This window comes from Chryseobacterium daeguense DSM 19388 (genome assembly GCF_000430825.1).
Lineage (GTDB): Bacteria > Bacteroidota > Bacteroidia > Flavobacteriales > Weeksellaceae > Chryseobacterium > Chryseobacterium daeguense.
This window is the reverse complement of record NZ_AUMT01000010.1, coordinates 42,178-59,190: the sequence shown is the minus strand read 5'-3', so window position 1 is coordinate 59,190 and position 17,013 is coordinate 42,178. Positions and strand designations below refer to the sequence as shown.

Here is a 17,013-nt window from a genome sequence, read left to right as displayed (position 1 = left end):
CGTTATTTTTCACATTCAAATATAAACGCCGATGCAATATTTTTACTTAAAGGGTGGTATTGTAGAATAACATCTAAAAATTTAATAGGAAAAGTAAGGCACATTACAATGATTAATAAGATATTATGCAAAGGCCTGATTCCGAAAGAAAACAGCATTACAAACCATTCCTGCAGTGGCCAAAGCATTCCTCCTGTAGGACTTATTGAGTGTATTTTCAGGTTGTTAAATTCTTTGAACTGTACTTTAATTCCTTCGTAGGTATATCTCTGGAAATCATAAGGTGAAGCATGAAAAGCCTGCATAAAAGGTATTTCGCATAAAAGTTTTCCGCCCGGTTTTAGAACACGGTGGATTTCTGCAATTACCGCCTGAGGATCCGGAACATGCTCCAAAACTGCAATATTAATAATCTGATCTACAGAATTATCCTTAAAAGGTAATTTTGTAATGTCACAAACAACGTTCACGGGGTTATAAGGAATAAGATCTACGTTAATGATATCATCTCTGAGGTCTGTGTACCCGCTTCCGAGATTTACGACTACTTTATCAGAGTTTTTGGTTTGTTTCAAAACCCTTTTTAAAAAGAAATATCTGGAAGGATATAATGGTGCAATAATGTAAATCAGAAGCTCATACAGCCATACATACTTCTTGAAAAAAGTTTTAATCTTATCAAGAGGGTCTGATACAATGTCTTCATCAAATTCCAGGAAAACAAATTTTCCGTCCTTATACTCATACTTAAAGTTATTGTCAATAATTGACTGTATTTTTTCTTTCATTTTAAGGGGGATAGGTTTGTGTTTTAGTTGATTGTTTTTTCGATTATGGTATGAGGTCTGTTTCTTACCTCGTTGTAGATTCTATAAATATATTCTCCAATAATTCCGAGGCTTATCAGCAGAATGGAGCTGAAAAACATGATCATAATGATAATGGTGGTATAACCAGCCACTTCAATTTCATTATTAAAATACCTGAAAATGGTAAATAAAGTAAATAAAATTGAAATCAGAAGCCCAAGATTTCCAAGAATACTGATAATCTGTAATGGAATCGATGAAAAGGAAAAAATTCCGTCTTTGGCGATTTTTATAAGCTTTTTTAAAGAATATCCGGATTCTCCTTCTATTCTTCCGCTACGTTCATATTCCAGGCCTATTTGCTTAAAACCTACCCATGCTCTTATACCCCGCAGATAAGGGTTTTGCTCGTTGAGGGTAAGCATTTTATCTTTAACATTTTTAGTCATTACACAAAAATCTCCGGAGTCCAAAGGGATTTTCGTATCACTTATAGAGCTGAGAATACGGTAAAAACTGGTATAAGCCATTTTTTTCATCCTGTCTTCTTTTCTTTTTTTCCTGATGCCGTACACTACTTCATAGCCTTCCTCAAGTTTCTCAAAAAATCTTGGAAGTAATGAAGGCGGATCCTGCAGGTCGTCGTCAATAATGGCAATATAATCACCTGTGGCGTAGCTCAGACCTGTTCTTACGGCAATCTGGTGACCAAAGTTTCTGGAAAGCTTAATACCTCTGATGTAATGATATTCCCGGGCAAGTTTTTCTACCACCTCAAAGCTGTTGTCCGGGCTGCCATCCTCCACCAGAACTACTTCAAGATCCCAGTTTGATGCTTTTCTTTGTTCATCAACTGCCTCCATGGTTTTATGAAGAAACTTCGATGAATTATAGACGGGAATGATAAGGCTAATTTTTTTATACATAGTGTTTTACGATTTTCAAAAATACATAATATATTATGTTTTTAAGAAGGTTGTGCCTTTTTTGCTTGATCTATTCTTTATTTCAATCAGAATACTTGATTTTGTTAATATTTCTTGATGTTTTTGAAAAAGTTGTTTTGATTTTTTAAAATTTAATAGAAAAAAATTCTTTATTGCGCTTTGGATTAAAGCCTTTTTTTCCAGTTGTAAAGCGTTGGGGAATCCCGGATTCATAATATTTGTTTCAATCCTAAGATCTTCATACTTAGTATAATCTACTTTTTGTAAAGATTGTTTCCCGTCATGCACCACTTTACTTTTTGGAGCCAGTAAAACCTTTTTCTTATGAAAATGGACTCTGTTTACATATTCATTATCTTCGCCGTAATGGAAAAAGAAGGGGTTAAAACCGCCTACTGTTTCTACGGTTTCTCTGGGGATAAACCAATGGGCAGCATTGATGAAATCAAGCTCATAAACAGGTTGTAAAGTCTGAAAATACAGATCAGAAATGAGCCTTGTTTTATCGCAGTTATAGGAAATATATTTATCAAGGAAAATATCCAGTTTTTTTTCGGTTCCGTCAATATGCATCGGGCTGATGATCCCGATTTCTTTTTTGTCGGGATATTCTTCATATACTTTCAAAAGCTCTTTCAGACTGTCTTCATACAGCCATGCATCCTGATTCATCAGATAAAAGAAATCAGCGCCTTCTTTGTAAGCTTTTTCTATGCCGATATTATTCGCTTTTCCGAATCCCAAGTTTTCTTCAGACTGAATAAAATCCACCTCAGGAAAATTATTTTTAATATAATCCTGAGAGCCGTCCGTGGAGCCATTATCAATCACAATACAATGAACGGGAACAGAAGACTGCCTTAGGCTGGCAAAGCATCTTTCTGCCCATTTCATGGCATTATAAGTGACTATTATAAAATAAACCTTCGGCATTGTGCTAAATATATTTTTTTGCTAAAATTTTCAGGTATTCGTCAGGCTTTACTGAGGAGAAAAAACGGCTGGTTCCGTCATCAAAGTTTACTTTGTAAAAATCTCCCTCCTCTGTTTCTTCAAAATCTGCATCTTTCTGCATTTGATCCTGAATAGCAGAGATAATTTCCTTTAAATCATAATAATATGGATATGCAAAATTAATTATTCCGCTGTTTATGCCATTGCAGTTCTTAGCTATAAATTTTGATATATCGTCAATATCCAGCAATAATCTTCTGGCTTTGGTATGTACTTTAAATTTGCTGCCGTTTGCAATCTGGTTTTTAAGGAAATTAAATAGGGTATTAGGGTTTCCTCCCTGTCCAACGATATTTCCTATTCTTAGGATCAGGTAATTTTTGCAGTTATTTTTAATATAATCTTCTATGGCGAGTTTGTGAAGCACGTAGAAGCTGTCCTGCTTCGACTGGTCATTGATGCTCAGTGTAGAAAAGTAGATCAGCCGGCTGTCCTGATTGCCTTCCAAGCTGCTTTTCAAAAGGGAAAACTCTCTTTCGAACTCCGAACTTCTTGTTTCGAGGGAATTGGAAACTCCTGAAGCAAAAAATAGGTTGTCTTCAGAATCAATATTTTTTAATGAATTGGCAATAAGCCCATTTCCGATAATCATTGTTTTGATGTGTTTATTTTTTGGAACAGTAAATTAATCTGGTGCCTTATAATGAAAAATGCATAGTTTTTACGCCTTTTTATCTTATTGAAATAATAATTGGGCTCATTTGATATAGAAAATAAGAAAGACTTTTTCTTATATTTTCCGTATGCAATATCTGCATCCATGATATTTCTGCCATTCTTTTCAAATTTTATAAGTTTCGGATAATGCCCGGGAGCTTTATCCTGAAGAAATAATCGGCTTAAATCTTTTCCTTTAATTTTTAGATTAAAGTTATAAAAGTGAGCCATATCATTTGCCGAAATCATCATTATCCGGTAATTTTTTGATCTTCTCATGACGGTCATCGCTGCCTGGTAGGCAATGAGATAATCCAGCAGCCAGTCTTCAGTAATATTCTGTCTCATAGCGGGATTGTTTTTTATTTCAGGATAGAAATTATGGGGATCAGGAGAATAATAACATCTTCTGAATTCCATATGCCAGTCATGAATCATTTTGCCGTTTTTAGGGGAAGCTATAAACCAGGTTTCCAACACGGGATATTCAAAATTATTAGTTACCAAGTCAGAATAGAAACCGATGAGGTCTGTATTGTATTTTGATTTTATGTTGTAAATCCAGTCGAAATTTTCTGTCAGCATAATGCTTGCATCCAGCCAGAAGCCACCGTATACATCCAGCACATTTAATCTTACGAGGTCCGTGAAGTTTACAAAAGAAATATCCTCACGGATCTGTATTTCTGCCTCAGGTAAAAATTTCTTCACATTTTCCCTGTTTAAAATATGAACTTCAAAGTCCGGCAGGTATTTTTTTACATTTCTAAAGCATGCGTTTACCAATGGAGATTCTGTGGGATAATCCCAGAATGACCAGATTATTTTGGGAATGGAATCGGTGCTTTCCGGGCCATCTCCCCAAAGTATTTCTCTATATTTAACCGGCGGAAGCATACTTTTTAGTTTGTATAATTTATATTTTTTATAGTAATGTTTTTGTTATTATTTAGATAATAGTTTTGTCCTGATCTGATGTTTTAATAATTTATATCTAAAATATGAATAGGCATAGAAGAATGGTCTTACATGCCGGAACAGAAACAGTAAAGATACAGATTGTCTTTGCATCTCATAATAAATCCAGAAATGTTTTCTTTCATAAGAAAGTTTTTCTCCAAGAGTTTTATAGATAAAAGACAGCACAAGCAGATATTCCTTATACCTGTTTGTGGATTTATTGCTCCTGGTAGTTTTGTCGTGAAATCTGAAATGATTAAGCACTTCACTGCAGAAATAGACATTTCCTGTAGATAATACTTTGGCCCAGAAAAGCCAATCTCCGGCAAAAAACATTTTTTTCATTTCAGAGAAATCAAAATTCTGCTTTCTGAAAAGGCATGCGCTGGCATTAGGGACTGTATTGGTATATCTTACGAAATTTTTCAGCTCGTCATTTCCATTATTGAAATAAGTGCTTTTCCATTTTTGATTATCAAAATTGTCGGGGTAAAAAGTATCAAAAAATTTTCCGTTTTCATCTACATTATTGGAACGGCAGTAAACCAACACTACATTTTCCTCTTTAAAGAAAAGCGGAACCAGCTTCTCCAGAAAATCGGGTTCACAAAAGTCGTCACTTTCGGCAATCCATATATAATCCCCTTTTGCTAATCCCAGTCCTTTTTCCCACTGAGCAAACGGACTTCCCGAATTTTTTTCGTTAAATACTACATGGGAGGTCTTAGGATGTGAAGCATATAGTTCCAATACAGATCTGCTATCATCCGTAGAAGTGTCATCCAGAAGAATTACTTCAAAGTTTTGATAGGTCTGTCCAAAAACACTTTCCAGCCTTTGTTTTAAAAAGCGGGCATGGTTATAATTGGGTATTATTATGGAAACCAATGGGTTCATCTATGTGCTTATTATTAGTTAATAAAGATTTGAAATGAATCTTATTGTCAAAGTTATTAAATCTATAATTTACAGGTCATTTAAAAACATCTTTTATCACCTCAAGATAGCTCCTTCCCCAGGTTCTGCTGGGCTCCAGAAAGTTTCCTTCTGCCCATTCGTTCCAGGCATTAATGAAAAACAGATTTTCGTCTTCGCTGAACGGCTCAAAAGTTTTCACCTTTTCTTCCAGCCAGTATTTAAATTTTTCCGGAGTAGAATCTTTAAGGATAAAATAATTCTTTGCTTTTCGGGGGCTGTTGTCAAATCCCGGGCATACACATCTGTAGAATTTGTGATCCGGTTTTTCCTTTTTGTGAAATTCTATATCCGCCTCCACAAAATCTGAATATTCTACAATACTTCCGTCCGGTTGCTCCGGTTGAGGTTCATTTTTTATTTTCAGCTTCTTTGTCCAGTGGTCATAGCTTTGCTTTATGGTCTGAAGGCTTATTTCGTCACGTAAAGATTTAAAATTTTGCCTTACTTCCAGAGCTTTTTCTTTTTTTACATCACCCCAGACCTTTAGCCCGGAATGCGGCTGAAATTCTATACTGGCGTCAATATTTTCAGTAATAAATTCATTACCCCTCTCTCCAAAGCTTTCAATTCTGGTGATGTATAATTCCACACCATGTTTTCTGGCTTCATCTTTCCACATTTGGGCAACTTTGTCAAAATCAGGTATTTTTGTTGTTCTGTAAACAGCAAAAACAGCCTTTCCATCTATTTTTATGTATCTTTCGTCTTTAAAAAAGGGGATGAGATAATTAATATGGGCAATATGATCCGGCAGGTTTTCATAATCCTGAGCCATCAGAATATTATTTTCTCCACCATCCCATACTCTGGTCCAGTTTTCATTGGCCCAGCAAAGCATAAATGGAAAATCTTCAGCCGGATTTTTCAGTTTTTCTTCAAGAGGCCTTTCCATTAATAATTTCCCATTAAACCAGTAATGATAATAGCAGAAACCAAAAAAGCCGTACTCTCTGGCCAGTTTTTCCTGTTCCAGCCTGCAGTCTGCAAGGCGAAGATCATAGAACCCAAGATCTGTAGGCAGCTGCGGCTGATCATGCCCTTCATATAAAGGCTTGGCTTTGGTTACATTCGTCCATTCGGTAAATCCTTTTCCCCACCATTCGTCATTTTCCGGGAACGGGTGAAATTGGGGGAGGTGTATGGCTATTGGGCGTAATTTCATATTTGGTCTCATTTATAATTATCTGCCGATTAAATATTTAAGCGTTCTTTTTTTGGATAACACTTTTACCCATGAAGGATTTCCGAAAGATAAAAAGATAACCTTCAATCTTGATAAAAATCCAAGTTTTCCTGTATAGCTGTAATGATTCATTGATATAGGCTGTATCACGGATACCAATTCTTCATCCCTGCCATCCAGATATTTTTCTTCGGAAGGTATTGTACGGACAGAATGTTTTTTGTTTTTTGTAATGGATTTTATTCTTTCTAATTGTGACGACCATGCTTCTGCAGAGAAATATTTCCTTAGATACTCTTGCTGAAGACTGGTGAGTTGTTTTCTATATGTCTCGTCTGTTATTATTTTTTCAACTTCCTGATGCCACGCTGCCAGATCTTCGGGATAAAAAATACCTTCTTCTTTTTTATCATCGAATACCTTATACACGCTTGCGGGATCATAATGAAGAACGAACGGCATTCCTGCCATTGCAGGTTCCAGCAGGGAAGTGAATGATGGTACGGGAAAGCCCTCCAGATAGAGATCCGAATCTTCAATATACTTGTCGATTTCTCTTGTAGGAGGTATCAGGATCAGCCTTTTATGCTGGTATTTTTTCCGGTTTTCATTGGTTTCAGCAATCCCGACTATTGTAAAAATTACATTTTCAAATTTTTCTACAATTTTGAGAGCCGCTTCATAAAAATTATATATTTCGTTCGGCTCATATTTGGATTCTCTTCCTATTGAAAGGATATTGAAGGTTGTTCTTTCTGTTTTTTTCAGTTTGAATGATTCATCTACAGGTATGGGCAGGAAAAACTGATCTTCAACCGGGATATTCCTGTTTTTTGAATCCTTTATAAGATTGGTTTCCCTGATTTGTAATAAAAAATCAATGATAGGTGCACCCAGCCAATAAGTATGCTCTGCATGATTCAGGAAAAATACCGGATATTCCAGCATTTTTGAAGAAAATACCATTGACGGAATGACATCATGCGGATGAATATGTAAAACAATACGGCTAAAGTCGTTATTTTCTAATACCTCAATGATTTTCTGAGCTTTTTCAGGAATTGTAATATCTTTCTCGAAAGTAAATAAATTGTTGTTTATCTTATAGTTATAAGATTCTGCAATTTCGGAAACCAGCTCTTCGTTTTGCCAGGAACTAAGCAAGTAATGACTGCTGTTTTTATCATTTTCTATCCAGCTGAAAATAAGTTTGGAATGTCCTCCGACACGGCTTATTTCAGAGAAAAAGTGCAATGTTTTGTCCTTTTGGAGCTCGGCTGTCTTTTGTTTTTTGAATTGTAATGTTTCTGAGGCGATATTCCTGATAATAGATTCTATAAGATTAGAAGTATAATATCCGGGAAAGTTGTACCAGGCGGAATAGGAGAGTCTTTCTATATACAGCAGACAATCGTTGTACTTCTTTTCCTGGTAAAGAAGCTCAGCGATTTTCAGTGTTTTAAGAAAATACTTTTTATTTTCCTCCAGCCTGGACATTTTCTAAAATTTATTTGCAATTTCAATAATTCTACCAATCTCTTCCTCGCTCATTACAGGTGAAATCGGCAAACTCAATACTTCATTATGGATCTTTTCACTAATCGGGAAAGAAAGATTATTCCATTCCGAATAAGCTTCCTGCTTGTGTGGCGGGATCGGGTAATGAATAAGAGTCTGGATGCCATTTTCCGTAAGATAAGCCTGCAGTTCGTCTCTTTTTTCTGAGCGGATCACAAAAACATGCCATACATGCTCTTTTTCATCTTCAGGAAATTCAGGAAGAATGATATTATTATTTTTTATTTCATCGATAAAACGTTTTGCAATTTGCCTGCGAATTGTATTTTCATTATCAATGTATTTAAGCTTTACGTCAAGAACTGCCGCCTGAATTTCATCAAGCCTTGAATTTAAGCCTTTATAAATATTTACATATTTCTGATTGGAGCCGTAATTGGCTAAAGCTCTTATGGTTTTTGCCAGCTCATCGTCATTTGTAGTAACAGCACCTGCATCACCTAAAGCACCAAGATTTTTACCGGGGTAAAAGCTAAAACCAGCTGCATCACCAAGATTGCCGGATTTTTTTCCTCTCCATTCTGCTCCTATGGCCTGTGCATTATCTTCAATAATTTTCAGGTTATACTTTTTTGCAACTTCTGTAAGCTCATCAGAGAAAACGACTCTTCCCTGAAGGTGTACAATAAGAATCCCTTTAGTTTTTGGTGTTATTTTTTCTTCAATTTTCGAAATATCAATATTGTAAGTAGTAAGCTCCGGTTCTACTAAAACGGGAACTAGCCCGTTATCTGAAATTGCTAAAATGGAGGCAATATAGGTGTTGGAGGGTACAATAATTTCGTCTCCTGCCTTCATAAATCCTAATTCCATGTATGCTCTCAGAATAAGCCTTAGAGCATCCAGTCCGTTGGCAACACCTATAGAATGTTCTGCTCCGATATAGTCTGAAAGATTTTTTTCGAAGGTTGAAAGCTGGCTTCCCATAAGGTACCAGCCGGAACGGAAAACTTCTAAAAGCTTGGCTTCAATTTCATTTTGATATTGTAGATTGATCTTTTGTAAGTCAAGAAATTTAATCATTTGGTTTAATTTAAAGTTTAATTGAGTAAAAATCTAATGCAATTCCTCTTGCACCCATATTTTCTTTCTGCTGAATCAGGCCTTCATTTAAAAAGCGACCTTGTTTTTCTGTTGAAATTCCAAAGCTGTAATACTTTCTGTCACTGAATTTTTGCAGAAGGGTATGATTGATGAAATCCAAAGCCCCGAGCTTTCTGCCCTCTTGTGATGCGGCCATATACTGAGTGTGGACTACATTTCCAAAATCAAAAAGTACGATTCCTGCCAAGAGGTTGCTTTCAATTTTTGCTTCAAACAGTCTTATATTTTCAGGAAATTTATCTTTAAGCAGTTTAATTTCTTCTGCGGTGTGCACCGGTTTTGCATCAAATTTCTGAAGTACAGATGAAAGCAGGCCCCAATATTCTCCGAAATTTTCATTTTCTATTACGGTAATATTTTTTTCCTCACATTTTCTTACCAGCTGTCTTTTTGTTTCAGAAAAACGGATGGGTTTGGCAAGGTCAATCACAGAAGAAATATCTCTTCTGAAAAGCAATGCTTCATGGCGGAAAAGCGCATACAGATCTTCTTCAGACGGATATTTGTGAAAAATATGAGGAATAGCTTTATAAATTATCTCACTAAAAGTAAGCTCTTTATAATACTGTTTTATGCGATTAAATATTTCTACAACTTCAGCAGCTTTTACATAATGTGAAAGCAGTAAGGAGCCGAAGGTAAGCCCGCCATGTGAAATGATTTCTTTTCCGGATTCACTGGCCGGAAATAGGGCGAGAATTTTGTTATTATTAAAAATCAAAAGCGAATGGTCTGTAAAACGGTCGGAATGGTATTCCATAAAGTTTCTGTCAAAAAAGAAAAGTCCGTTTTTGCTTTCGTTTATAAATTGATTCCATTCATTAAAATATTCCTGTGTGTATTTTTTTATCTCAACACTCATGCTATAAGTTTAATGACATTTTTATATTAGAATCTGTACGGTCGGTAATTATAAATCCTGCTTTTTCATAGGATTTTACAGCTCTGATATTATCAGGGATTACATTCAGATAAAGGCTTTCCAATTCAAAATCCTGCTTTGCCGTTTTAAAAATGATTGAAAAAAGGTCTTTGCTCAATCCTTTTCCCCAATATTCTTTCTCTCCAATGTAGCCAAAATATTCCGCTGTTTTATTAGAGCGGTCTATTTTTTTTAAACCTGTAACTCCAATAATTTTATTATCATACTGAATGCCCCGCACCCAATAATTCTTGTTATTTTCTAATCCTGCAAACCAATTTTGCTGGTCTTCTTTTGAAAAATCCGGTGTGCTGGTAAGATGCTTTATTTCAGGGTCGTTAAGCCACTTCCATGATTTCTCCAGAATTTCTTTAGTGTAATTTACTAATGTAAGCTCGTTAAGCTTTAAAAAATCATCATAATTTCTTACGTAATCTTCCTCGTTGTAAGTATGTGATGCCAATACAAGACAGATTGCGCCTGAAGAAAAATTAATTTCTGACGCCCAGATTCCGGGAGGTATGTGGAGGCCTATATCCGGACGATTAAGAAAAACCTGTCTTTTAAATTTTCCGTCATCCAAAGATACCTCAAAACTTCCGCTGGCGGCAATCAGAAACTGATGGCATTCTTTGTGAGAATGTGCTCCTCTGCTTTCGCCGCCGGCAATATCATAAAGGTAAAAAACTCTTTTTACATTAAATGGAAATGAAGAATTATTCTCAACAACCGTGAGATTTCCTTCGTCAAAACTGATTTTACCCAAATCAATCACGCTACAGTCAAAAACAGATATATTATTTCCCATTTACCAGAGCTTTAAATTCATCAAAATCTCTTATATAGTCATCTTCACAGTAAGGCTTGTCTGATACGATAAGCGCCAGTGAATTGGTTGAAAAATTTTCTAATCTTCTCCAATACATTTTAGGAATATACAGTCCATAGTATGATCTGTTCAGAGAAAAAGATTTTTCTTCTTTGCCGTCATTAATAATAACGTCGAAACTTCCTGAAAGAGCAATAATAAATTCCTGCTGCTCCTTGAAGGCATGGCTTCCTCTTTTCTCTCCTCCGGGAACATCATATACCCAATAGGTTCTTTCAATCTCAAAAGGCAGGTTGGAAGGATGCTGAAAAAAGGAAAGATTCCCTCTTTTATCATATATTTTTGGAAGCTCTATTATTTTTGGAATCATGGCTTAATGACGTTATAATCAAAATGAGGTCTTGTAACACCCGGATATACATGCATTTTGTTTCCAACTTTCACGTTTTCAACCTCGAAACCGATAAAGTTATCAATTCCGTACAGCAATACAGTCTGATCTTTTCCGAAGTATAGCTTAAAATAGTAATTTCCTGCATTAAGAAGTCCTGGCGGAATATCAAACTCAACAGTATATTCTCCTACTTTTGAATCGTTATTTTGTGATAAGGCTTTTCCTACATGGAAAATTACCAGTTCTTCGTAAGTACGCAGCTCAAAAGTGGAATCAAGAGTAATATCCGGACAATAGTTTTCAAATACCAGTTTTACACGAATTCCGGAGTCAATATCTATCAGCTGCCCGGTGACAGGCTTTACAGAAAATTCTTTAATCCTGATGTTTTCGTTTCCTATGGCTTCATTTATATTGCCGTTATAATAATATGAGCTCGCTTTCGCACTGGTTTTCTGGTATTCAATGATAGTACTCAGCATATCGCCTTCGTATTGTAGATTACCCTGGGTAAGAAGAATACCTTTGTTACAAAGTTCTTTTACGGCAGTCATATTATGGCTTACAAAAAGGATGGTTCTGCCCTGTCCTTTAGTAACATCATTCATTTTTCCCAGGCATTTCTTTTGGAAATCGGCATCACCTACCGCCAGAACCTCATCCACGATAAGAATTTCAGATTCCAGGTGAGCAGCCACAGCAAACGCAAGACGAACATACATCCCTGAAGAATATCTTTTCACAGGGGTGTCAATATATCTTTCAACACCTGAAAATGCAACAATTTCATCGAATTTTCTTGAAATTTCTTTTCGTGTCATTCCAAGAATGGCCCCGTTTAGAAAAACATTTTCACGGCCGGTCATTTCAGGATGGAAGCCAGTTCCTACTTCTAAGAGTGAAGCTATTCTTCCTTTTGTATATATTTTACCAGTGGTAGGTTTTGTTACTTTACTTAAAAGCTTTAGCAGGGTAGATTTTCCTGCTCCGTTTCTTCCGATAATTCCGATAGCATCACCCTGCTCGATTTCAAAATTGATATCACGCAGTGACCATACGTACTCGGAAGAGCCTTTTGTAGTTCTGTCATTGGCTTCGCCGATCTTAAGATACGGGTCTTCCTTTCCTCTTACTTTATGCCAGAACCTGTTCAGGTCATGGGATAAAGTACCTGTTCCCACTTGTCCGAGGCGATATTGTTTTGATATGTTTTCTGCTTTTAGAGCCAGCATTTTTTTGATTTAATTTTAAGGGAATTAATAAATTTTTTTTAAACAGTGTCCATGAATGTTTTTTCTACTTTATTGAAAATAACTGTTCCGGTTACCAACAATATTAGAATAATTGCTGTACTGATAATCAGCATCATAGGAGAGAAGTCTCCTACGCCAAGCCATGCATATTTGAAGCATTCGAAAATACCTGTCAACGGGTTATAAAAAGCCAGTTTCTTAAGAAATGCAGGTAAAGCAGAAGTAGGATATATCACTGGTGTGGCGTACATATATAAGCTTACCCCGAATCCCAGCAGCATACTTAAATCTTTATATTTTGTAGTTAACGCCGAAAATATCATACCCATCCCAAGAGCAAAAAGCGCCATTAAAACCACTAAAAAAGGGGTTGCAAGAATCCATAAATTAGGATGTATTTCACCTTTGGAAAAATAATAAGCCCATGCAATAACAAATAATATAAACTGTACGCCAAAACGCATCAGATTAGATATTACAATGGATAGCGGCGTTACAAGCCTGGGGAAATATACCTTACCAAAAATATTGGCGTTACCTACAAAAGTGGATGAGGTTCCCAAAAGACAGGATGAAAAATAATTCCAAAGGGTAACCCCCGAAAGATAAAAAAGTAATGGCGGAGCCCCGTCCGTAGGTAAATTAGCTATTCTTCCAAAAATTAAAAGATAAACAATAGTTGTAAGAATGGGATTAATAAAAAACCATATCGGCCCCAAAATTGTCTGCTTAAAACTGGATATAAAATCCCTTTTCACAAACATGTAAACAAGGTCTTTATACCTCCAGACTTCCTTTAGCTTTAAATCAAATAAAGAATGATTGGCTTCAATTGTTTCAGTCCACTTCTGTTGTGGTTCATTCATCTGTGTGAAAATTTTAGTGCAAATTTATAATATTTAATTTATCCGGCATTTTCTGCATTATGAATTATTATTCACATAAAACCTGAAAATAAAAACTAAGATATTAATATTTGACGTTATACGCAAAAACTATTAACCTTAAGGCTAATAGTTCCGAAAATTATTTATCAGAAATTGATTATTTGTTTACCAGCTGTTTCAGGTATTCTCCGTATCCGCTTTTTCCATATTTGGTAGCCGTTTCAAGGAGCTTTTCTTCATTGATGAATTTGTTCCTGAAGGCAATTTCTTCGATACAGCCAATTTTAAAGCCTTGTCTCTTTTCAATTACTCTTACAAATTCTGAAGCATCATTAAGGGAATCAAAAGTTCCTGTGTCCAGCCATGCTGTACCACGGTCCAGAACCCCTACCTCAAGTTTTCCTTTTTGAAGGTAAACATTGTTCACGTCTGTGATTTCAAGCTCACCTCTTGCGGAAGGCTTAATATTTTTTGCAATTTCCACGACCTCGTTGTCATAGAAATAAAGTCCTGGAACTGCATAATTTGATTTTGGCTTTAAAGGTTTTTCTTCAATGGAAACCGCTTTGAAATCATTATCAAATTCCACCACGCCATATCTTTCAGGATCTGAAACGTGATAAGCGAAAACTACACCTCCCTCTGGATTTGTTTTATCCTTTAGTAAAGTTCCCATTTCGGAACCATAGAAGATATTATCGCCCAAAACCAAGGCGGCAGCGTCATTCCCAATGAATGTGTCTCCCAAAATAAATGCCTGCGCAAGGCCGTCCGGACTTGGCTGAACTACATATTCAATATTACATCCGATTTGGGAACCGTCTCCTAACAGTTTAACAAAACCTTCTTGGTCGTGTGGCGTTGTAATAATTAAAATGTCTTTAATCCCTGCCAACAATAGTGTTGATAACGGATAATAGATCATCGGTTTATCATAAACAGGCATCAGCTGCTTGCTAACAGCGATGGTAAGAGGGTAAAGTCTGGTACCGGAACCTCCGGCTAATATTATTCCTTTCATTTTTTTGTATTTGTGTTTTTAGTTATATTGTTTATTATAATAATCCTGATAGTTACCGGAAGTTACGTTTTCCAGCCACTCTTTATTTTCAAGATACCAGTCGATGGTTTTGCCTAAACCTTCTTCGAATGTTACAGATGGTTTCCAGCCAAGGTCTTTATTCAGTTTTGTTGCATCGATAGCGTAACGCTTATCGTGACCCGGTCTGTCTTTTACAAAAGTTATCAGCTTTTCAGAATAGCCTTCAGGTTTTCCTAATTTCGCGTCCATCTGCTTGATTAATTCTTTTACCAGATCAATATTCTGCCATTCGTTGAACCCTCCGATATTGTAGGTTTCACCGGTTTTTGCTTCATTGAAAATCTGGTGGATTCCTTTAGCATGATCGATTACAAATAACCAGTCTCTTGTGTACTTTCCGTCACCATAAATAGGCAATGGCTTTTCATTAATGATATTGGAAATACAAAGAGGAATCAGCTTTTCAGGGAAATGATTCGGTCCGTAATTGTTGGAACAGTTAGATATGATGAACGGCATTCCATACGTATTTCCATAAGCTCTTACCAGGTGGTCGGAAGCTGCTTTTGATGCTGAATACGGAGACTGCGGATCATAAGCAGTAGTTTCTAAAAAGAATCCTGTTTCGCCCAAGCTTCCGTAAACTTCGTCTGTAGAGACGTGGTAGAAAAGATTGGTTCTTTTTTCATCAGGAAATCTTCCGTGGGTGTGGTCCGGGTTTAGGGTCCAGAATTCTTTGCAAAGATTCAGAAGATTGGCTGTACCGTTTACATTGGTGTTGATAAACGCCATCGGGTCAGTAATACTCCTGTCTACATGACTTTCCGCTGCCAGGTGAACAACGGCATCCGGATTATATTTTTCGAAGATTTTTCTTAATTCTTCAGGTTTTGTAATGTCTGCTTTTTCGAAAACATAATTGGGTTCATTCTCAATGTCCTTTAAGTTTTCAAGGTTTCCTGCATAGGTGAGAGCATCAAGGTTAATGATGGTTGTATCCGGATTATTTTTTACAAATTCCCTTACAACGTGGGAACCAATGAAACCTGCTCCTCCTGTAATAATTATATTTTTCATATTTGATATGCTTTTAGCCTTTAGCCCTTTGCTAATTGCTTTTGGCTTTTGAATTTTTAACTTAATTCTTATTTAATAGTTTTACGGCCGATACTTTTATAGAAGAAACCGTTTTGCTCGGCAATTTCCAGCGGGAACATATTTCTTCCATCGAAAATTGCTTTATTTTTCATTTTTTTCGCCATTAATTCAAAGTTAGGGTTTTTAAATTCAGGCCATTCTGTTGCAATGAATAATGCATCTGCATTTTCCAATGCTTCATACATATTTTTTGCATATTGGATTTTATCCCCTAGTATTTTTTTGACATTATTTTCCGCAATTGCGTCGTATGCCACTATTTTTGCACCTTTTTTTAATAAAAGATCAATATTGTCCAATGATGAGGCCTCGCGGATATCATCTGTATTGGCTTTGAAAGCCAGTCCCCACATTGCGATGGTTTTCCCTTCAATATTTCCTCCGAAATAATTTTCAATTGCTGAGACAAGGATTACTTTTTGGGCAACGTTCACGTTTTCTGTGGCTTCTAAAATCTGGAAATTAAAATCTTCCTGCTTTCCTGATTTTATCAATGCCTTCACATCTTTAGGAAAACAGCTTCCACCGTAGCCAATTCCCGGGAATAAGAATCTGTGCCCGATTCTGTCGTCACTACCCATCCCCAATCTTACCTTATCAACGTCCGCGCCTACTTTTTCACAATAGTTGGCTATTTCATTCATAAACGTAATTTTTACGGCTAAGAATGAATTGGCAGCATATTTCGTAAGTTCAGAAGATTTTTCATCCATGAAAATAATAGGAATTCCGGTGTTGGTAAACGGCTGATAAATTTTAGCCATAATATCCTGAGCCTTTTCGGAGCTGGCTCCTACAACCACTCTTGCCGGATTCATAGAATCTTCAACCGCAAAACCTTCTCTTAAGAATTCCGGGTTGGAAACTACGTCAAAGGGAATGTGGGTTTTAGATGCGATTACTTCTCTTACTTTATCTGCTGTGCCTACGGGAACTGTACTTTTATTAACGACAACTTTATATTCCGTCATCATTTCTCCGATATCATTCGCCACCTTTAATACATAAGAAAGATCCGCGGATCCGTCTCCTCCCGGTGGAGTGGGCAGGGCCAGATAAATAACCTCGCTTTTGTCTAATGCTTCCTTTAAATCGGTCGTGAAAAATAACCTTTCTGCCTGAATGTTTCTTAAGAACATCTCTTCAAGGTTCGGCTCATAGATGGGAACTACGCCGTTTTTCATGCCTTCTACTTTTTTTTCATCAATATCTACACAGTATACTGAATTGCCAAGCTCTGCCAGGGTGGTTCCTGTAACCAGCCCTACATAACCTGTTCCTACAATAGTAATATTCAA

Annotated in this window: 17 protein-coding genes; all 17 read right to left on the bottom strand. The window is 36.3% G+C overall.

Features of this window, described 5'->3' with window-relative positions; all coding sequences use genetic code 11:
• Positions 1–2: 2 nt before the first annotated feature.
• Complete coding sequence (locus tag H560_RS22420; RefSeq protein ID WP_027380403.1) at positions 3–788, bottom strand: class I SAM-dependent methyltransferase; 786 nt, start codon at positions 786–788, stop codon at positions 3–5.
• 23 nt (positions 789–811) lie between these two features.
• Positions 812–1,735: a glycosyltransferase family 2 protein gene (locus tag H560_RS0112750; RefSeq protein ID WP_027380402.1), complete on the bottom strand. Its 924-nt coding sequence runs from the start codon at positions 1,733–1,735 to the stop codon at positions 812–814.
• Positions 1,736–1,768: 33 nt separating this feature from the next.
• Positions 1,769–2,689: a glycosyltransferase family 2 protein gene (locus H560_RS0112745; protein ID WP_027380401.1), complete on the bottom strand. Its 921-nt coding sequence runs from the start codon at positions 2,687–2,689 to the stop codon at positions 1,769–1,771.
• 4 nt (positions 2,690–2,693) lie between these two features.
• The gene (locus tag H560_RS0112740) at positions 2,694–3,362 is read right to left on the bottom strand and encodes a Rossmann-fold NAD(P)-binding domain-containing protein (RefSeq protein ID WP_027380400.1); all 669 of its coding nucleotides are present in this window, start codon (positions 3,360–3,362) and stop codon (positions 2,694–2,696) included.
• The gene (locus H560_RS0112735) at positions 3,359–4,324 is read right to left on the bottom strand and encodes a capsular polysaccharide synthesis protein (protein WP_027380399.1); all 966 of its coding nucleotides are present in this window, start codon (positions 4,322–4,324) and stop codon (positions 3,359–3,361) included. Before H560_RS0112735 ends, H560_RS0112740 begins: the two co-directional genes overlap by 4 nt.
• 48 nt (positions 4,325–4,372) lie before the next feature.
• Positions 4,373–5,284: a glycosyltransferase family 2 protein gene (locus H560_RS21575; RefSeq protein WP_051289326.1), complete on the bottom strand. Its 912-nt coding sequence runs from the start codon at positions 5,282–5,284 to the stop codon at positions 4,373–4,375.
• Between the two features lie 76 nt (positions 5,285–5,360).
• On the bottom strand, positions 5,361–6,527 hold the full coding sequence (locus H560_RS0112725; protein WP_027380398.1) for a glycosyltransferase WbsX family protein: 1,167 nt from the start codon (positions 6,525–6,527) through the stop codon (positions 5,361–5,363).
• Positions 6,528–6,545: 18 nt separating this feature from the next.
• Complete coding sequence (locus H560_RS0112720) at positions 6,546–8,045, bottom strand: glycosyltransferase family protein (protein WP_027380397.1); 1,500 nt, start codon at positions 8,043–8,045, stop codon at positions 6,546–6,548.
• Positions 8,046–8,048: 3 nt separating this feature from the next.
• The gene (locus H560_RS0112715; protein WP_027380396.1) at positions 8,049–9,149 is read right to left on the bottom strand and encodes a DegT/DnrJ/EryC1/StrS family aminotransferase; all 1,101 of its coding nucleotides are present in this window, start codon (positions 9,147–9,149) and stop codon (positions 8,049–8,051) included.
• A gap of 10 nt (positions 9,150–9,159) precedes the next feature.
• Positions 9,160–10,092 carry a GNAT family N-acetyltransferase gene (locus H560_RS0112710; protein WP_034752835.1) on the bottom strand — a complete coding sequence of 311 codons (933 nt, stop codon included), beginning with the start codon at positions 10,090–10,092 and terminating at the stop codon, positions 9,160–9,162.
• Position 10,093: 1 nt separating this feature from the next.
• Positions 10,094–10,960 carry a GNAT family N-acetyltransferase gene (locus H560_RS23700; RefSeq protein WP_081413974.1) on the bottom strand — a complete coding sequence of 289 codons (867 nt, stop codon included), beginning with the start codon at positions 10,958–10,960 and terminating at the stop codon, positions 10,094–10,096.
• On the bottom strand, positions 10,950–11,351 hold the full coding sequence (locus tag H560_RS0112700) for a sugar 3,4-ketoisomerase (protein WP_027380394.1): 402 nt from the start codon (positions 11,349–11,351) through the stop codon (positions 10,950–10,952). Before H560_RS0112700 ends, H560_RS23700 begins: the two co-directional genes overlap by 11 nt.
• Positions 11,348–12,607 carry an ABC transporter ATP-binding protein gene (locus tag H560_RS0112695; RefSeq protein WP_027380393.1) on the bottom strand — a complete coding sequence of 420 codons (1,260 nt, stop codon included), beginning with the start codon at positions 12,605–12,607 and terminating at the stop codon, positions 11,348–11,350. Before H560_RS0112695 ends, H560_RS0112700 begins: the two co-directional genes overlap by 4 nt.
• 38 nt (positions 12,608–12,645) lie before the next feature.
• Positions 12,646–13,494, bottom strand: coding sequence for an ABC transporter permease (locus tag H560_RS0112690; protein ID WP_027380392.1), 849 nt, complete (start codon positions 13,492–13,494; stop codon positions 12,646–12,648).
• 178 nt (positions 13,495–13,672) lie between these two features.
• The gene (gene rfbA / locus H560_RS0112685) at positions 13,673–14,536 is read right to left on the bottom strand and encodes a glucose-1-phosphate thymidylyltransferase RfbA (RefSeq protein ID WP_027380391.1); all 864 of its coding nucleotides are present in this window, start codon (positions 14,534–14,536) and stop codon (positions 13,673–13,675) included.
• 18 nt (positions 14,537–14,554) lie between these two features.
• A complete protein-coding gene (gene rfbB / locus H560_RS0112680) occupies positions 14,555–15,634 on the bottom strand; it encodes a dTDP-glucose 4,6-dehydratase (protein ID WP_027380390.1) in 1,080 nt (359 codons plus the stop codon).
• A gap of 68 nt (positions 15,635–15,702) precedes the next feature.
• Positions 15,703–17,013, bottom strand: coding sequence for a UDP-glucose dehydrogenase family protein (locus tag H560_RS0112675; RefSeq protein WP_027380389.1), 1,311 nt, complete (start codon positions 17,011–17,013; stop codon positions 15,703–15,705).

What these genes read in the sequence shown, in the direction of transcription:
- H560_RS22420 (WP_027380403.1), bottom strand. Translation starts at nt 788, where the DNA reads ATGAAAGAAAAAATACAGTCAATTATTGACAATAACTTTAAGTATGAG.
- H560_RS0112750 (WP_027380402.1), bottom strand. Translation starts at nt 1,735, where the DNA reads ATGTATAAAAAAATTAGCCTTATCATTCCCGTCTATAATTCATCGAAG.
- H560_RS0112745 (WP_027380401.1), bottom strand. Translation starts at nt 2,689, where the DNA reads ATGCCGAAGGTTTATTTTATAATAGTCACTTATAATGCCATGAAATGG.
- H560_RS0112740 (WP_027380400.1), bottom strand. Translation starts at nt 3,362, where the DNA reads ATGATTATCGGAAATGGGCTTATTGCCAATTCATTAAAAAATATTGAT.
- H560_RS0112735 (WP_027380399.1), bottom strand. Translation starts at nt 4,324, where the DNA reads ATGCTTCCGCCGGTTAAATATAGAGAAATACTTTGGGGAGATGGCCCG.
- H560_RS21575 (WP_051289326.1), bottom strand. Translation starts at nt 5,284, where the DNA reads ATGAACCCATTGGTTTCCATAATAATACCCAATTATAACCATGCCCGC.
- H560_RS0112725 (WP_027380398.1), bottom strand. Translation starts at nt 6,527, where the DNA reads ATGAAATTACGCCCAATAGCCATACACCTCCCCCAATTTCACCCGTTC.
- H560_RS0112720 (WP_027380397.1), bottom strand. Translation starts at nt 8,045, where the DNA reads ATGTCCAGGCTGGAGGAAAATAAAAAGTATTTTCTTAAAACACTGAAA.
- H560_RS0112715 (WP_027380396.1), bottom strand. Translation starts at nt 9,149, where the DNA reads ATGATTAAATTTCTTGACTTACAAAAGATCAATCTACAATATCAAAAT.
- H560_RS0112710 (WP_034752835.1), bottom strand. Translation starts at nt 10,092, where the DNA reads ATGAGTGTTGAGATAAAAAAATACACACAGGAATATTTTAATGAATGG.
- H560_RS23700 (WP_081413974.1), bottom strand. Translation starts at nt 10,960, where the DNA reads ATGGGAAATAATATATCTGTTTTTGACTGTAGCGTGATTGATTTGGGT.
- H560_RS0112700 (WP_027380394.1), bottom strand. Translation starts at nt 11,351, where the DNA reads ATGATTCCAAAAATAATAGAGCTTCCAAAAATATATGATAAAAGAGGG.
- H560_RS0112695 (WP_027380393.1), bottom strand. Translation starts at nt 12,607, where the DNA reads ATGCTGGCTCTAAAAGCAGAAAACATATCAAAACAATATCGCCTCGGA.
- H560_RS0112690 (WP_027380392.1), bottom strand. Translation starts at nt 13,494, where the DNA reads ATGAATGAACCACAACAGAAGTGGACTGAAACAATTGAAGCCAATCAT.
- rfbA (WP_027380391.1), bottom strand. Translation starts at nt 14,536, where the DNA reads ATGAAAGGAATAATATTAGCCGGAGGTTCCGGTACCAGACTTTACCCT.
- rfbB (WP_027380390.1), bottom strand. Translation starts at nt 15,634, where the DNA reads ATGAAAAATATAATTATTACAGGAGGAGCAGGTTTCATTGGTTCCCAC.